Annotated in this window: 16 protein-coding genes and 1 pseudogene; 7 read left to right on the top strand and 10 right to left on the bottom strand. The window is 63.9% G+C overall.

Annotated features, from left to right (window positions below; translation table 11 throughout):
* Positions 1-27: 27 nt before the first annotated feature.
* Genes ACYVKM_RS07505 through ACYVKM_RS07490 form a run of 4 tightly spaced genes read right to left on the bottom strand, consistent with a single transcriptional unit; the run spans position 28 to position 3,591 of the window.
* Positions 28-618, bottom strand: coding sequence for a cytochrome b/b6 domain-containing protein (locus ACYVKM_RS07505; RefSeq protein WP_460876990.1), 591 nt, complete (start codon positions 616-618; stop codon positions 28-30).
* Between the two features lie 8 nt (positions 619-626).
* Positions 627-1,538 (bottom strand): alpha/beta fold hydrolase, encoded by a 912-nt coding sequence (locus ACYVKM_RS07500; RefSeq protein WP_460876989.1) that lies wholly within the window; start codon positions 1,536-1,538, stop codon positions 627-629.
* 53 nt (positions 1,539-1,591) lie between these two features.
* A complete protein-coding gene (locus tag ACYVKM_RS07495; RefSeq protein WP_460876988.1) occupies positions 1,592-2,875 on the bottom strand; it encodes a sensor histidine kinase in 1,284 nt (427 codons plus the stop codon).
* A 50-nt stretch (positions 2,876-2,925) separates the two neighbouring features.
* Positions 2,926-3,591, bottom strand: a complete 666-nt coding sequence (locus ACYVKM_RS07490) for a response regulator transcription factor (RefSeq protein WP_460876987.1) — start codon at positions 3,589-3,591, stop codon at positions 2,926-2,928.
* 29 nt (positions 3,592-3,620) lie between these two features.
* Here ACYVKM_RS07490 and ACYVKM_RS07485 point away from each other — a divergent pair, with 29 nt between their 5' ends.
* The 5 genes from ACYVKM_RS07485 (at position 3,621) to ACYVKM_RS07465 (ending at position 8,934) form a co-directional block, all read left to right on the top strand.
* Positions 3,621-3,929, top strand: a complete 309-nt coding sequence (locus ACYVKM_RS07485) for a hypothetical protein (RefSeq protein WP_460876986.1) — start codon at positions 3,621-3,623, stop codon at positions 3,927-3,929.
* A gap of 39 nt (positions 3,930-3,968) precedes the next feature.
* Positions 3,969-4,916, top strand: coding sequence for a peptidylprolyl isomerase (locus ACYVKM_RS07480; RefSeq protein ID WP_460876985.1), 948 nt, complete (start codon positions 3,969-3,971; stop codon positions 4,914-4,916).
* A 121-nt stretch (positions 4,917-5,037) separates the two neighbouring features.
* Positions 5,038-5,631, top strand: coding sequence for a class I SAM-dependent methyltransferase (locus ACYVKM_RS07475; protein ID WP_460876984.1), 594 nt, complete (start codon positions 5,038-5,040; stop codon positions 5,629-5,631).
* A 121-nt stretch (positions 5,632-5,752) separates the two neighbouring features.
* The gene (locus ACYVKM_RS07470; protein WP_460876983.1) at positions 5,753-7,909 is read left to right on the top strand and encodes an AsmA family protein; all 2,157 of its coding nucleotides are present in this window, start codon (positions 5,753-5,755) and stop codon (positions 7,907-7,909) included.
* Between the two features lie 95 nt (positions 7,910-8,004).
* Positions 8,005-8,934: a DMT family transporter gene (locus ACYVKM_RS07465; RefSeq protein ID WP_460876982.1), complete on the top strand. Its 930-nt coding sequence runs from the start codon at positions 8,005-8,007 to the stop codon at positions 8,932-8,934.
* Positions 8,935-8,949: 15 nt separating this feature from the next.
* Here the strand turns inward: ACYVKM_RS07465 and ACYVKM_RS07460 are convergent, their stop codons facing one another.
* Positions 8,950-9,846, bottom strand: a complete 897-nt coding sequence (locus ACYVKM_RS07460; RefSeq protein ID WP_460876981.1) for a LysR family transcriptional regulator — start codon at positions 9,844-9,846, stop codon at positions 8,950-8,952.
* 131 nt (positions 9,847-9,977) lie between these two features.
* Between ACYVKM_RS07460 and ACYVKM_RS07455 the strand changes: the two genes are divergently transcribed.
* Positions 9,978-10,619 carry an NAD(P)-dependent oxidoreductase gene (locus ACYVKM_RS07455; RefSeq protein WP_460876980.1) on the top strand — a complete coding sequence of 214 codons (642 nt, stop codon included), beginning with the start codon at positions 9,978-9,980 and terminating at the stop codon, positions 10,617-10,619.
* A gap of 107 nt (positions 10,620-10,726) precedes the next feature.
* Positions 10,727-11,794 (top strand): DMT family transporter, encoded by a 1,068-nt coding sequence (locus tag ACYVKM_RS07450; protein WP_460876979.1) that lies wholly within the window; start codon positions 10,727-10,729, stop codon positions 11,792-11,794.
* A gap of 6 nt (positions 11,795-11,800) precedes the next feature.
* On the opposite strand, the gene ACYVKM_RS07445 is transcribed toward ACYVKM_RS07450, so the two are convergent.
* The 5 genes and pseudogenes from ACYVKM_RS07445 to ACYVKM_RS07425 all read right to left on the bottom strand — a co-directional run bounded on the left by ACYVKM_RS07445 (position 11,801) and on the right by ACYVKM_RS07425 (position 15,864).
* Complete coding sequence (locus ACYVKM_RS07445) at positions 11,801-12,016, bottom strand: GDCCVxC domain-containing (seleno)protein (protein ID WP_460876978.1); 216 nt, start codon at positions 12,014-12,016, stop codon at positions 11,801-11,803.
* 13 nt (positions 12,017-12,029) lie between these two features.
* A pseudogene (locus ACYVKM_RS07440) lies at positions 12,030-12,665 on the bottom strand (c-type cytochrome); the annotation flags it as partial.
* 9 nt (positions 12,666-12,674) lie between these two features.
* Positions 12,675-13,631, bottom strand: a complete 957-nt coding sequence (locus ACYVKM_RS07435; RefSeq protein WP_460876977.1) for a copper resistance protein B — start codon at positions 13,629-13,631, stop codon at positions 12,675-12,677.
* The gene (locus ACYVKM_RS07430; protein ID WP_460876976.1) at positions 13,628-15,400 is read right to left on the bottom strand and encodes a copper resistance system multicopper oxidase; all 1,773 of its coding nucleotides are present in this window, start codon (positions 15,398-15,400) and stop codon (positions 13,628-13,630) included. The genes ACYVKM_RS07435 and ACYVKM_RS07430 overlap by 4 nt, the downstream gene beginning before the upstream one ends.
* Before the next feature lie 95 nt (positions 15,401-15,495).
* On the bottom strand, positions 15,496-15,864 hold the full coding sequence (locus ACYVKM_RS07425) for a hypothetical protein (RefSeq protein WP_460876975.1): 369 nt from the start codon (positions 15,862-15,864) through the stop codon (positions 15,496-15,498).
* Positions 15,865-16,017 lie beyond the last annotated feature (153 nt).

The raw sequence follows: 16,017 nt of genomic DNA, 5'->3' as shown, positions 1-16,017 counted from the left end.
GCGTCGCGACGTGGCCTTCGTAGACGGTCACGACAAAGGCCGGGTCCGATTCAAGCCATCGGCAATCCAGTGCCGCAGAGCCATGAGCACGTGACCGGTCATGAAAACCCATAACAGGTAACCGAAGACGATGTGGCTGAGAGATACCCCATGCAGCACGAAGCGTGGGATAGGCGCTCCCACGAAGTAGCCGAAATAATTGATGATGCCACCCGCCACGCTGCCACTCACCGCGAGCAGGCCAAGCCCGTGCACCGTGCCCGCCAGGAAGCTTGGTCGACGAGTCGAGGGAGATCGCAGGTGCAGAAAATCCTTGAATTCCTGATACAGCAGAGGCCGCTTGTCACGCCGGATCCAAGGGAACAGACCGCTGACTCCTGGACGCGAAAAGGGGGCGCAAAGCCACAACCAATGCAGGACACAGATGACAGCGACCGCAAGTCCCGTGCGGGCGTGAATCTCGAAAGCTTCGCGATGCCAGTCGCGTACACCCAGGCCCGGGCCGGCAGGGACATGCATCACCGAGCTCAGCGATAATTGGGCAATGATTCCGATGGCGAGTGCACCATGCAGCCACAGAGTCACGGCATCGTATTTTGATGGGATTGCACGGATCATGTCTGTTCCTATGGCGCGGGCGCGCCATTGCCGGCAACGAGTGATGCGACAAATGCCGCAAGCCGATGATCGAACTCGTCGGGCTGATCGAAAAACACCGCGTGGGAGGCGTGATCGACCGCGATGAACTGCCCTTCGGGCAATACGGCAGCCATGTGTCGCTGCGCCTCGAGCAGCGGACTCTTGGCGGATGCGACCACCAGTGTCGGCTTGTCGAATTTCTTCAGGGTCGGTCGACGATCGGTGGTGAACAGGTCCTGGACCAGCATGGAGATGCCGATATCGGTCGGCGTCTTCAGGGACTCGTCATCCAGCTGCGCATAGGTTTCCCGGGTGGTAGGCGTACTGATGATGGCGTGCATCATGCCATCGGAATAACCGCGGGAATCTCTGGCGTAAGACGCGATGCCTGCCAAGATGATCTTGATGAATCCCGGGTTCCCGGTTACATCGTCCGGACCCGCACTGACCGGACTGTCGATCAGCGCCAGGCCATCCACCGCGCCGGTGCCGAATCGATTCACGTAGGCGGCCACATCCTGCGCACCCTGCGACCAGCCGATCAAGATCACGTGAGCCAGATGCAATCCGGAAATGACCTGCTGGATATCCCCGGCGCGGTCTTCCGGTGCATTGCCCGTCTGCACCACGCTGGAGGAGCCCTGTGAGCGCGAGTCCATCGCGATGACACGGTATTGATGCCTGGAAAAGTAGCCGAGCTGTTTCGACCAGATGGCAGCGCTGATCCTCCAGCCGGGGATGAGCAGCAGCGTATGCCGCGCATCTGCCGGACCCGATTGCAGATAGTGGATGTGCACATGATCGGCTCCGGCGACGAAGCCCTGGTCTGTTTCCGCCGCGACCGATGTCGTTGCGGCAAGGCCCAGTGACAGAACCATTGCAAGCCATGAAACTTTCATCAGCGCAGCCTCGTCTATCCGGGATTCACCGGGCAGAGGCTAACCAGCGATACTTAGATGAGACTTAAGCTGGCCTGCGGAAAGCGCACGCGAGCAATCAGGCCTGTCCGGTCATGGCGATTCCGAAGCTCGATGTGGAAGCCACCACGTTCGGCGGCAGACTGTGCGATGGCGAGTCCGAGACCGCTGCCCTGGGCGCCGGTGCCAAGCACCCGGTAAAAGCGCTCGAACACCTGTTCGAGCAATTCGGGCGGAATACCGGGGCCGGTATCGGCGAACTCGATGGTCACCTCACCACCGTCGTGACGCAGCGTGACATCAACGCTCCCGTCTGCCGGTGTGTAGCGCAGCGCGTTGTCCAACAGATTGTCGAACACGCTGCGCAAGTCGTTGGCATCGCCCCTGACAACCGCTTGCACCGTGCCCTTGAGGCCAAGATCGATGTCGCGCTGCTCGGCCAGCGGGATCAGACTGCCGATGGATTCTTTGACGAGTTGCTGAAGGTCGACCGCCGTGCTTCCGTCGATCGGTTGCGCGGCTTCCTGTCGCGCAAGCTTCAGCAGTTGTGCCACCAACCTGTGCATTCGCTCGATGCCGGCATCGAGCCGCGCGAGTTCCGTGTCTCCCACTGGATTGCCCAACTTGCGGCGCAAGCCTTCCGCCTGCAGTGTGAGCGCGGTCAGAGGGGTGCGGAGCTCGTGCGCCGCATCCTGCACGAAGCGCTGCCTGGCGGCGAACGCATCCCGTAGCCGCTTCAACAAACCGTTGATGGAGACGACCAGCGGCATCAGCTCTCGTGGAACCTTGCCGAGCGGCAGTTCTGCAAGACTGCGCTCATCCTGCTGCACGATGGCACGCACCAGTTGGTCGATCGGGCGCAGTGCAAGAAGTGTTGCAACCCATACCAGCAGCATGGAAAGAGGAATGAGCAACGCGAAGGGCTCTACCGATTTCCGGGCCGAGTCGAGTATCACCCGCTGGCGGAAATCATTGCTCTGCACGATCTGCACCCGGGTCGGGGACGACAACACCGTATAGACGCGCCAGTGCCGACCCTCGGCGTCAACGGCATGAAAACCCTCGCTGGGCTGCAGTGCCAGCGAAGGTATCGACCAGGAGCTGACCAGCAGCCGTCCGTCATCCTTCCAGAGCTGCACGATCGGGGTGCCGTCGTGCTGAACGTGTTGTTCGTCAAGCGGTCGTACCGCAGATCGTTCGGCCAGAACGGGCGATTGATGGGCATAGGTGTTCGCCAGTGCATGCATCTGGCCGTCCATGAACGCGCTGATATTGATCTCGTATTGGTGGTAACTGACTCCGAGCCAGACCGCCGCCACCAGGAGATACGGTGGAATCAGCCAGGCCAGCAGTTGCCGTCGCAGCGAAGTCACCCGACCACCTTCGGCACTCGCCATCCCAGTCCCCGCACGTTGCGGATAATGTCCGCACCAAAACGCTTCCTCAGCCCGTGAATGATCACCTCCACGGTATTGCTGCTGACGACCTCGTTCCACCCATAGATGCGTTGTTCCAGTTGTTCACGCGACAGGATGGCACCTGGCTGTTCCAGCAAAGCATGCAGCAGGGCGAACTCGCGGGCCGAAAGCGGCTCGCGGACGCCGCGACACGAAGCCTCGCGGGTAGCCAGATCGATCTGCAATGCCTCGGTACCGACCAGCGATTGCGCGTGCCCATCGCGGCGCCTGATCGCCGCGCGCAGGCGGGCCAGCAGTTCACGGGGCTGGAATGGTTTGACGATGTAGTCGTCGGCCCCCACATCGAGTCCCGCGACCCGATCGTCCAGGCTGTCTCGTGCGGTCAATACCAGGACAGGTGTGCGATCGCCACGAGCGCGCGCCGCCTGCAGGACCTCCAGGCCAGAGCGCCGTGGCAATCCGAGATCCAGCAGCACCGCCACGTAATTGCCGTCGGCGAGGGCGATTTGACCGGCAATCCCGTCCTGCACCCAGTCCACGGAATATCCCGCCTCGCCAATGACTCTGGCCAGGTCGACACCTATCATTTCGTCGTCTTCGATCAGAAGGATGCGCATATGCGCTCCGACAGCGTCTCGTTCAATCGATGCGCAAACCGGTCTGCCTTGCTGCGTTTCTGGGTTTCGTACCGGATCGTCATCTGGATTTGATGCCTGACATCGTGATGTTAACCCTCGCATCAGCCGCGACGGCAGATTCCATGCAAGAAAACGGGGTCCGTATCGAGTCTGGATTGAATGCCGGCAACACTGCGGAAACGGTGAACGCAAAGCAATCGGTTCAACCTGTCGCGCCCGGCGCCGTCGATGAATTCCGGGCAGAGTTGCATGATCAATCGAGTCTCCGGTACGGAGTTGCCCGCTTCCAGACGTCATGCCGGCCCGTGCTCTGCTAAGTTGCCCTATCTGCCGATCAGTCACTCGAAGGGGAACCCATGCTACGCCGCCATCTCGTTGCCGCCCTCGCCGTCGCCACCAGCCTGCTCGCATTGCCCACGCTTGCCGAGCAGGGAAAACCGACACCGACCACGCAGGAGCTGCTGGCCAGGTCCAATCGCGCCGAATGGCGCCGGCCTGATCCGGACAATCTGCTGATCATGCAGCTGCCCACCGGCCGCGTATTGATCGAGCTGGCGCCGGACTTCACACCACTGCATGCGGCGAATATCCGCACCCTGGTGCGCCAGCACTACTTCGACGGCCTGGCGATCGTGCGAGTGCAGGACAACTTCGTGACCCAGTGGGACGACCCGGCAGGCGACGACGGCGGTGACCCGAAAAAAATCCGCTCGCTCGGCAACGCCAAAACCACGTTGCCGCCGGAATTCACTCGCCCGATCGATCCGAAACTGCCGTGGACCGCACTGCCCGACGGTGATGTCTATGCACCCCAGGTCGGCTTCTCCGAGGGCTTTCCTGTGGCTCGCGATCCGGTCAGTGGGCAGGAATGGCTTGCCCATTGCTACGGCATGATCGGTGTCGGACGCGACAACGGCCCGGAAACCGGCAACGGCAGCGCGCTGTATGCGGTGATCGGCCAGGCGCCGCGCCGGCTGGATCGCAATCTGGCCGTGGTCGGCCGGGTGCTGGAAGGCATGCCGCTGCTGTCCGGCCTGCCGCGTGGCACTGGCCCGATGGGCTTCTATGCCACGCCCGCGCAGCGAACCACGATCCAGTCCGTGCAACTGGCCGCCGATCTGCCGCCGGCACAACGTCCTTCGCTGGAGGTGTTGCGTACCGACAGCGCCACGTTCACCGCCCTGATCGAAGCGAAGCGCAACCGCCGTGACGCGTTCTATGCCGTGCCAGCCGGCAAGGTCGACCTGTGCAGTATCGACGTGCCGGTACGCACGGCCAAAACCACGGCGCCCGCCACACCCTGATGGGCAACATGGCGGTCATCAACCGCACCATGAGAACATTCTGTTCAGCCTTGTCGGTTAACTTGTGGCTCTGCGCACGCGCCTGCACGCACACCTATTGCCCGTCCAAGCGGAAGCCATGATGCCGTTGAACGATACCCTGACCTTTTTGCGCGCATGGATGCGGGCTCCACGCAGCATCGGCGCACTGACACCGTCAGGACCCTCGCTCGCACGGCTGATGACGACGCACATCAACCATCTCGATGGTCCGGTGATCGAGCTGGGGCCTGGTACCGGCGTGTTCACCCGCGCCCTGCTCGCCCGCGGCATACCAACCCATCGCCTGGCGCTGATCGAGGCCGACCCGGTCTTTGCGAACGCCCTGGCACATCGCTATCCCGGTGCACATGTATTGAGCATGGATGCCGCGCGACTGGGTGAAGCGCTTCCGCTGTTCGGCGACGAGCGTGCCAGCGCGGTGATCAGCGGGCTGCCGTTGCTGTCGATGCCGGCAAACCAGGTCGCGGCGATCATCCAGGGCGTGTTCGAACGGCAACTGCACGCCAACGGGGCTTTCTACCAGTTCACCTACGGCCCGCGCTGCCCGTTGCCGCGACGCCTGCTGGAACGCCTGGATCTCGAGGCTGTGCGCATCGGCAGCGTCTTGTTCAATCTGCCGCCAGCCGCGGTGTATCGCATCGGTCGTCGCCGGCGAGACCGCGTTGCGGCGTGAGGCCTTGTGCATGAATCCCTGCTGAGTCTTCCGCAGGCTTCCATACATAACCTTGCCATTGGCTACGCTATCAGTACGGGCAAGAGCTCGCTGTTGCAGGGCGTCGCGCGGGAAGCAACCGATGAAACGCAGCCGCAAGGTATTGAGCTGGACCGTGGGTGTACTGCTGGTGCTGATGGTCGTCGTGGTGGTCGTCATCGCCACCTTCGACTGGAACCGGCTCAAGCCCTACCTCAACGAAAAAGTGAGTCAGGCCATCGGCCGCCCGTTCGCCATCAATGGCGATCTGAGTGTGGCGTGGCAGCGTGAGCCGACCGAAGGCGGGCTGGCCGCACTCGTGCCCTGGCCCGCATTCACGGCACGCGATATCCAGATTGCCAATCCCTCCTGGGCCAGCCAGCCGCAATTCGCACATCTGGATGGGCTGCGCTTTCGTCTGTCACCACTGGATCTGCTCACCCACCGCATCAGCATTCCGTCTCTGCAACTGATCCAGCCGAGCATCGACCTCGAACGCAACAAGCAGGGACAGGCCACGTGGGACTTCAACCTGCCGGACAGCAACGCGCCGTCAGCGTGGACGCTCGATCTCGATGCCATCGGTTTCGATCGCGGCCAGATCGCTCTGAACGATGCAGCCAGCAGGATCAAGCTCCAGATCGGGATCGAACCGTTGCAGCAGGCTATCCCGTATGACCAGATCGTGGCGCAGGAATCGGCCGATGCGCGTGCGCAGGCCGGCAAGACGGCGGGTACGGCCGCAAGCAAGGCAGTGGCCCGGGCTGAAAATAACGACACGGACAACGCAAACAGCGCCATTTCCAGCAAGACCAGCTACCAGTTCGCCTGGAAGGCCGATGGCACGTATCAAGGCGTACCGGCCAACGGCAGTGGCAGGATCGGCGCCGTGCTGGCCTTGCAGCAGAACGGCCAGCCGTTTCCGGTACAGGCCCGGTTGCACATCGGCGACAGCCATATCGCCCTGGTCGGCACGCTGACCGATCCGACGCATCTGGCGGCACTCGATCTCAAACTGTGGTTCTCCGGCTCCAGCATGGCCAAGCTGTACCCGATCATTGGCGTCACGCTACCGGATACACCGCCCTATGCCACCGAGGGGCGCCTCAAGGCCGAACTTCACCGCAGCGGCAGTCATTTCAGCTATCAACACTTTCGCGGCCGTGTCGGTGGCAGCGATCTGGCTGGTGATCTCGATTACACCAGCGGCGGCGCACGACCCAAGCTGAGCGGCACGGTGAAATCGCAGCTGCTGCAATTTGCGGATCTCGCGCCATTGATCGGAGCCGATTCGAATACCGAAAAACAGCACCGCGGCGATGCCACCGCGCAACCCGCCGACAAGGTGCTGCCGGTCGAACCGTTCCGTACCGATCGCTGGCAGGCGATGGATGCCGACGTGAGCTTCAGCGCCGCCAGCATCGTGCATGGCCCGAGCCTGCCGATCCAGTCATTGAGCACCCACCTGATCATGAGCAATGGGCTGTTGCAGCTTGATCCGTTGAATTTCGGTCTGGCCAGCGGCACGGTCAGCAGTCATATCCGTCTGGATGGCGGCAAGTCGCCGATGCAGGGTACGCTGAGGCTGGACGCGCGCCACCTCAAGCTCAAGCAGCTGTTCCCTGAGTTCGCGCCCATGCAGACCAGTTTCGGCGAGATCAATGGCAACGCGGATCTCGCCGTGCGCGGCAACTCGGTGGCCGCCCTGCTGGGCCATGCCAATGGCGAGCTGAAACTGCTGATGAACGACGGCGCGATCAGCAAGACGCTGCTGGAGACCGCTGGCCTCAACGTCGGCAATATCATCATCGGCAAGCTGTTCGGCGACAAGACGGTAAAGATCAATTGTGCCGCGTCGGATCTGCAGGCTACCGATGGTCTGTTCAATGCACGACTGTTCGTGTTCGATACGGAGGATGCCACCATCAATGTCAGTGGCACCGCAAACATGGCCAGTGAACAGCTCAATCTCGATGTCGTCCCTCACACCAAGGGCATCCGCATCTTCTCGCTGCGCTCGCCGCTCTACGTCAAGGGCACGCTGAAGAACCCCGACGTCGGCGTGCAGAAAGGGCCGCTGCTGATACGCGGTGCCGGTGCCGTCGCGCTGGGTGTGGTCGCCGCCCCGGCCGCCGCCCTGCTCGCACTGGTGGCCCCGAGTCACGACAACCATGCGGACAACACCTGCAGCGTCGTGCTGCAGCAGCTGCGCAGCTCGGGACGATTGATGCCGACACTCAAAGCGGCAAAGAACCCGTAGACCGATTGCGTGTACTGAAAGTACGTACTGATGGTGGCGCATCGGGCGGCAGTGCGGGCGCTAGAATGCCGACTCCCCTCTCGTGCGAAGTCCCCATGCAACCCGTCAACCAGGCCCGTCTGCAGATTCATTTCTGCGTGTTGCTGTGGGGCTTCACCGCAATTCTCGGCAAGTTGATCACGCTGCCGGCGTTGCCGCTGGTGTGGTGGCGCATGCTGCTGGTGGTGGCCGCGCTGTTGCTGATGCCGAAGGTCTGGCGTGGCTTGCGCGCGATGCCGGCCCGACTGATCTGGGCCTATGCCGGCATTGGCGTACTGGTGTCGCTGCACTGGCTGAGTTTCTATGCGGCGATCAAGCTGTCGAATGCCTCGGTTGGTGCCACCTGCATCGCGCTGGGGCCGGTGTTCCTGGCCTTCATCGAACCGTGGATCGCCAAACGCAAGTTCGATCCACGCGAGCTGATGATCGGCGTGGCCGTGGTACCGGGCGTGATGATGGTGGTCGGCGGCGTGCCGCACGGCATGCGTCTGGGTATCGCGGTCGGCGTGCTGTCGGCACTGTTCGTGGCGCTGTTCGGCTCGCTCAACAAGCGGCTGGTCGAACACGGCGATCCGCTTACGGTGACCTGCATCGAACTGGGCACCGGCACGATCTTCCTCACCGCGTTGGCGCCGCTGCTGCCGCACACCGGCCCGGCCTTCGTGCTGCCGGATCTGCACGATGCACTGCTGCTGCTCGCGCTGTCGTTCGGCTGCACTTTGTTGCCGTTCACGCTGGCCCTAGTGGCGCTGCGCCACATGAGCGCGTTCGGTACACAAATGGTGACCAATCTTGAACCGGTCTACGCGATCGTGCTGGCGATCGTGCTGCTTGGCGAACAGCACGAACTGGATCACTGGTTCTACGCCGGCGTGGCCGTGATCCTGGCCGCGGTGTTCATGCACCCGCTGTTGAATCGTGCGCAGCGCGATACGAAGCAGCCCGAACTGCTCGGCACCACCGAAAGCCACAGTATCGTCGACTGAACACGATCGAATGACTCACGTGCCGGCAAGTCGCTCGCGCAGATGCTCGATGAACCTGCGCACCTTCGCCGGCGCCTGCCGTCCCGGATAGACCGCGTGGATACCGCCTTCGGGCAACCGGTACTGTGCCAGCAGCACCACCAGCCGACCGGCACGGATGTCCTCTTCGGCAAGGTAATCCGGCAGCACGGCCACGCCGGCACCGGCCAGCACCATCGCGCGCACTGCGGCAGCGTTGTTGGCCTGGGCCACCGGCTTCATGCGCACCGTACGCCGGGCGCCACCACTGCTCACGAAGGTCCAGCGCAGCGGTGTGGCCAGCACCGACATCGCAATCCAGCCGTGCGTCGCCAGCTGCTCCGGGCGGCGTGGCGTACCGTGGGTGGCGAGATACGTCGGCGTGGCCACCACCATCTGGCGGAAACTGCCCAGACGGGTGGCATGCAGGCTGGAGTCGCGCAGCCAGCCCACGCGTATCGCCAGGTCGAAGCGCTCGGCGATCAGGTCGTTGATCCGGTCGCCGATCACCAGGTCGGCCTGCACCTGTGGATGCAGCTGGCAGAAACTCGCCAGTGCCGGTGCCACCACCGCCATGCCGTAGTCGGTCGAGGTGGTGAGGCGCAAGGTCCCGCTGGGCGTATCGCGATTGCCGCCCACGCGCACGATCGCCGCTTCGGCATCGGCGAGCAGGCGCACGCAATCGGCATGGAAGACCGTGCCGGCCTCGGTCAACGACATGCGCCGGGTACTGCGCAGCAGCAGCGTGGTACCCAGCTCCTGTTCCAGCCGGGCCAGATGCTGGCTGACCATCGCCTTGGTCAACCCCAGTTGCTCGGCCGCCGCGGTGAACGAGCCGGCGCGCACCAGCGCCACGAACACGGTCAGCCGGTTGAGATTGACTTCGTTGGCCACAGGCTCACCACTGTCAACTATGGATTTACAGTGAATTATGCATTGGGCGGTTTATCAAACCAATCGTGACGCGCATGCTTTGCCTTATCAGCCGCTGACTGTCCACCACGCGGTACCTACCGGAGCCACCCATGAAAATCGCACTGTTCGGCGCCACCGGCCATCTCGGCCAGGGCATCCTCCATGAAGCGCTGTCGCGCGGTTACGAAGTGATCGCCGTCGTACGCGACCCGAGCCGCCTCGCCCAGCGCAACGACAAGCTGAAGGTCGTCACCGGCGACGTCGCCCAGCCCGCCGGCTGGATCGACGCCGTGCGCGGCGTGGATGCGGTGGTGGCCAGCCTGTCCGCACGCCGCGACGGCAATCCTGACAACGTGCCTGCCAATGCCGATGTGCTGCTGGACAACCTGCCGAAGGCCGGCGTGAAGCGCCTGCTGTGGGTCGGCGGTGCCGGCTCGCTGGAAGTGGCGCCGGGGGTCAAGGTCATCGACGACCCGCATTTCCCCGGTGCCTGGAAACCGGAGGCAAAGGCACAGGGCCAGGCACTGGACGTATTCCGCGCCAGCCAGGCCGACGTGGACTGGACCTATATCAGCCCGGCTGCCCTGATCGAGGACGGGGAACGCAGCGGGAAATATCGCGTCGGTGGCGACCGGTTGCTGGTCGATGCCGACGGCGTCAGCCGCATCACCGTTCCCGACTACGCAGTCGCCCTGCTCGATCGCATCGAGAAGCACGACGCGCTGCGACAGCGCATCACCGTCGCCTACTAAGCCAAGTGCTGGATGGCACAAACTGCGTGTCGGCATGCGACCATGCCTCGCCTGCGGCAGCATGGCCGCACGCCCTGATTCACGGTCACTCCCGCCATGAGCCGATGATGAAACCGAACCACGATCACACCCGCAGCATTCTGCAGGCGCTGGCCGCGGCGGCATTGTTCGACCTGAGCACGCCGCTGGCCAAGACGCTGGTGGGCACGATTCCACCCCTCCTGCTGGCCGGCCTGCTGTATGCCGGCTCGGGGCTGGGCCTGTCGCTGTGGATGCTGCAACGGAAAGTGCGCCGAAAGGCCGCTGTCGAAGCGCCGCTGGTGCGCCGGGACGTGCCATGGCTGGCTGGCTCGGTGTTGTTCGGCGGCGTGCTCGGTCCGATCCTGCTGATGCTGGGACTGGCGAAGACACCGGCGTCGACCTCCTCCCTGCTGCTGAACCTGGAGAGCGTCTTGACCGCCGTGCTCGCCTGGGTGGTGTTTCGCGAGAACGTGGACCGCCGGGTGTTCCTCGGCATGCTGGCGATTGTCGCCGGTAGTGTGCTGCTTTCCTGGCAGGGCCAGAGCGGCGGCGAAGTTCCATGGGGCGCGCTGGCCATTGGCGGCGCCTGCCTGTGCTGGGCGCTCGACAACAATCTGACGCGACCGGTGTCCGGCGGCGACCCGGTACAGGTCGCCGCGATCAAGGGCGGAGCGGCCGGCGCCATCAACATCACCGCGGCACTTGTCATGGGTCACCACTTTCCCGACGTATTGCCCCTGCTGGCCACAGGCTTGCTCGGCTTCGTCAGCTACGGCTTGAGCCTGGTGCTGTTCGTACTCGCCTTGCGCGGCCTCGGTACGGCCCGCACCGGGGCGTACTTCTCCACCGCACCCTTTGTCGGCGCCGGCTTGTCGCTATTGCTGGTCGCCGAACATCCGGACATCACGTTCTGGCTGGCCGGTGCGCTGATGGCGCTGGGCGTATGGCTGCACGTCAGCGAGCGCCATGCCCACGAGCATGCGCACGAAGCGCTGGCCCACGACCACCGCCACCGCCACGACGAGCATCATCAGCACACCCACGATTTCCCGTGGGACGGCAAGGAACCCCACACGCATCCGCACGTGCACGAACCGGTCGTGCACAGCCACCCGCATTACCCGGATATCCACCACCGTCACCGGCATTCCTGAGGGCGACTAGCGGCAGCAGGGTTTCTGTTGCTGCACCGGCGGGCACGGCACGCTGCCGTACGAGCAGAACACGCAGCAGTCACCGGGTTTGGGCCGCAGCAGTTCGCCACACCCTGCGCAGTCATAAAAGAACTGGCAGGCGTTGGTCGGCATCGTTTCGGTGACCTGGTGGCCGCAATGCGGACAGGTCAACGTGCTCTGCAGGATCATTTCAGTGGCCATGCTGCGTGTGCCTGTCATCGGTGGTGGCATCGCGAGTGGAGTCCTTGACGGCTGGTTTGGCGGACATCTGCATGCCCGGCATGTCCGCCGCCCCATCTGCATCGCCGTGGCCGCTGGCTTCGTCCATATCCTCGTCCGGCGGCGCCCTGGCCACGATGTCCTTGTATTGCGCCGGCGAGAGACCCGGCAGCTTTTGCAGGAACGCCACCATGCTCCAGATGGTGGCATCGTCGTGACTGGAGCCCCATGCCGGCATCGCACTCATCTTGATGCCGTGCTTGATCACCCAGAACGCTACGCGCGGATCGGATCTGAACTTCGACAGCTCGGGCGGTTGCGGATACAACCCCGGCCGGATCTCGGAATTGGCCATGCCCGGTGCCAGATGGCAGCCCGTGCACATCGCCGCGTACTGGCCGGCCCCTTTGAGGATCAGCTGCGGATCGTCGAGGTTCGGCAGCGCGAGGTCCTTCGAGTGCGATTCGATCGAACGCTCGCGCAATGTCTGCATCAACGCATAGACCGGCCGGGTATGGTGATCGTCGGCCCCGATGTTGTAGATGCCGGAATAGACGAACGCGCCGACTCCGACGATGCCGATGACAGCCATGGCCGCCGCGGTCGTGATGATGGTGGTGAAGTGTTTCATGGACTGTCCTCAGAACCAGATGTGCACGCCGGCAACGAACTGCCGGTCCAACGACGGCTGGCCAGCCAGCCGTGCGTAATCCGCTGTCGCGCCATGGCGCTGGATCCACACGATGCCGATGTAGGGTGCGAACTGCCGGTTGACTTCGTAGCGCAGGCGCAGGCCCAGCCGGGTATCGGAGAGACCGCTGCCGACACGGCTGGCCGGATTGTCGCTGCCGTAGAGGTTGAGCTCGAACTCCGGCTGCAGGATCAGCCGCTGCGTGAACAGCAACTCGTACTCCACGCGGAAGCGTGCGGCGGTGCGGCCGGATGGCCCCAGGTAGCCGGTCACTTCCAGCTCGAACCAGTACGGCGCCAGCCCCTGGATGCCGAATGCAGCCCATTGGCGATGCGGACCTTCGCCCACATCCTGTCGCACACCGAGCTGGGTGCTCCAGAACGCGGCGACGGCATGACTCCATAGCGCCTCGACCTGGCCCTCCTCGATGCGGCCATGATCGGCATCACCCTCACTGCGCAGCCACAGCTTGTCGCTGTCGTTGCCGTACCAGCCCTCCACGTCCCACGCCTGGCCGGTGGTGTAACGGCCATCGGTGAGCTCGAGTTGATCGATCTTCAGCATGCCCAGCGGCTGGTGGTCGAGCATATCCATGCCCGGCATGTTGTCGCGGCCGATGCCATCGGAATAATCCGGGCTGCGCGTATCTTTTGCCGAGGTGGTGTTGCCGTGATCCATGCCCGGCATCGTCGCATGCTCCGTCACCGGCTTCGTGTCGTGCTCTGCCTCCGGCTTCGTGTCATGACTCATGCCCGGCATGGCCATCTGATCCATCGGCATCAGCGGATTCACCGGCGTGTCGGTACTTTGCGCGGCCGCGGCCAGCGGCCAGGCCAGCGACAGGCTGGCTGCCAGCAGGAGGCGACGCCAGCGCAGAGAAGTGAATGTCTGACTGCGCATGTTCATGACACCACCACCTCGCGCATCATGCCCGCCTCCATGTGATAGAGCATGTGGCAGTGATATGCCCAGCGTCCCGGCGCGTTGGCAGTCACCGCATAACTGATGCGCTGCGCCGGCTGCACATTGATGGTGTGCTTGCGCACCTGGAACGCACCGTCGGCATCCTCCAGCTCGCTCCACATGCCGTGCAGGTGGATCGGGTGATTCATCATGGTGTCGTTGACCAGCACGATGCGCAGCCGCTCGCCGGTGTTGAAATGCACGGGTTTGGCATCGGAGAACTTCACCCCGTCGAACGACCACATGTAGCGCTCCATGTTGCCGGTCAGGTGCAGCTCGATCTCGCGACCGGGTTCGCGCGTATCGATCTGCCCGCCGATCGTATGCAGGTCGGCATAGGTCAGCACGCGCCGCCCGTTGTCGCGCAGACCCACGCCGGGGTCGTCGAGATTCGTGCGCGGCGTGTCCACGCGCATGTCGACAGCAGGGCCGACTTCCGTGCGCGCATGGTGCACCGCCGGTGGCGCGCCCATGTCCATGCCAGCCATGCCCGCCATGTCACCCTGGCTCATATCGCCGTGATCCATGCCGGCCATGTCGTGCGACACGTGCGCGCCACCCATGTCGCCCATCATGTCCTGCATGCCGAGCCAGACGCGTGCATCCAGCGCTGGCACCGCAGCCTCCATGCCCGGCCGCGGCGCCAGGGTGCCGCGCGCGTAGCCGCTGCGGTCGATCGATTGCGCGAACAGCGTGTAGGCACGTTCGTCCTGCGGCTCCACGATGACGTCATAGGTTTCCGCGACCGCGATGCGGAATTCGTCGACCGCCACCGGTTCCACGTCCTGGCCATCGGCACTGATCACGGTCATCTTCAGGCCCGGAATGCGCACGTCGAAGATCGTCGCCGCCGAGCCATTGATGAAGCGAAGGCGGATCTTTTCGCCGGCGCGGAATATCCCGGTCCAGTTGCCGGCCGGCGCGGCGCCGTTCATCAGATAGGTATAGGTGCTACCCGACACGTCGCTCAGGTCGGTCGGATTCATGCGCATCGCGTTCCACATGCGCCGCTGTGCCAGCGCCGGCGAGAGTCCCTCGCGACGCACGTCGCGCATGAAATCGCCTACGGTGGGCTGCGCCCGGTTGTAGTAGTCGCTCTGCTTCTTCAGCTTCGCGTAGATGTGTTCGGGGTTCTCATCGGTCCAGTCGTTGAGCATCACCACGTAGTCGCGATCGGTGGGATGACGCTCGGGGCCGTCCGGCTCGACCACCAGCGCGCCATAGAGACCGGTCTGCTCCTGGAAGCCCGAGTGCGAGTGATACCAGTAGGTGCCGGACTGGCGCAGGGTGAACCGGTAGACGAAGGTCTCGCCCGGTGCGATGCCGGGAAAGCTGATCCCTGGCACGCCGTCCATCTGGAACGGCAGCACGATGCCGTGCCAGTGGATCGAGGTGGGCACGCGCATCCGGTTGGTGACGCGCAGCGTGACGGTCGAGCCCTGGCGCATGCGCAGCACCGGTCCCGGCACGCTGCCGTTCACCGTGGTGGCGAGCCGTGGCGTGCCGGTGTAGTTCACCGGGGCCTCGATCACATCGAGGGAAAAATCGGTGCCGCCCGGCACAGTCGGCTGGCCGGCGCTGGTCAGCGCCCAGACGGGCGATGACCGCCACAGTCCGATGCCGGCAAAGGCGCCGCCCAGCGCCAGACCCTGCACAAAACGGCGGCGGGAGTAGCTCGGCAACGTGTCTGCCGAGGGATGAACAGGTTTCATGGTGCAGCTCCATACAGCGTGCTCCGGCATGGCCGGAGTCGGTCATGGCCACCGCCGCACGGCAGCAAACGGCCATGGCCGGGGCACGCGACGGATCAGGTCAGTTCGAAGACCTGGTGCAGTGGAGGTCGTAGTGGTGGCACGTGCGCGAGCTTGGGCGCGGTCACTGGAAGTGAGGCGATATGCAAGACAGCAGGTGACACGGCAGAAAGGAGTGGCATCGCCATCACCGGCAACACCGTGCCGCACGTCGCCGCGCAGTGACAGGCATTCGTCATGGCGTGGCCAGCATGGTCCTGACCGTCGCAACATTCAGCCTTGGTGGGCATGGCGTGATGCATCTGATCGGACATCTGCGCCAGATGCACGCCGTGGTCGACGACAGGCACCATGCCCGGCATCCCGCCTGGCGCCGCATGCACCGGTGCCAACGCCAGCATCAGCCACGCCAGCCATGCCAGCACCCGCAGGTGCGGCAAGCGTACGAGATGGCGAAGTGTGCGTGGCATCGCCACAGCTTAGGTGCTGCGTTGCCCTGCCTCAACTCTGGACCTGCATCCATCGGGCTTCCACTGGCCACGGAAGCCATGCAACGGGAAGCAGACACCCGCCCGTCT

Source organism: Rhodanobacter koreensis (genome assembly GCF_054782855.1).
The sequence above is the reverse complement of the archived record's forward strand: the minus strand, read 5'-3'. Positions and strand labels throughout refer to the sequence as shown.